A 257-nucleotide genomic window follows, 5' to 3' on the forward strand; every position below is an offset into this window, starting at 1 on the left:
GCTGTGGAATGGGATAAAGAGACGGCGCAGGAGTTCATCACCGAAATCAAGGTGGAGATGTTCAATCATCAGGGTGCGCTGGCAAACCTGACGGCGGCAATTAACACCACGACTTCGAATATTCAAAGTTTGAATACGGAAGAGAAAGATGGTCGCGTCTACAGCGCCTTTATTCGTCTGACCGCTCGTGACCGTGTGCATCTGGCGAATATCATGCGCTAAATCCGCGTGATGCCAGACGTGATTAAAGTCACCCG

Annotated in this window: 1 protein-coding gene; it reads left to right on the plus strand. The window is 50.6% G+C overall.

From position 1 onward, the window contains the following. Nucleotides 1-222 (plus strand): ACT domain-containing protein (locus SB719_RS21220; RefSeq protein ID WP_412159897.1); only part of this gene is annotated, 222 nt, incomplete at its 5' end. Nucleotides 223-257 lie beyond the last annotated feature (35 nt).

The sequence above is a fragment of the Pantoea sp. SIMBA_079 genome (assembly GCF_046940275.1).
Classification (GTDB): Bacteria; Pseudomonadota; Gammaproteobacteria; order Enterobacterales; family Enterobacteriaceae; genus Pantoea; species Pantoea borealis.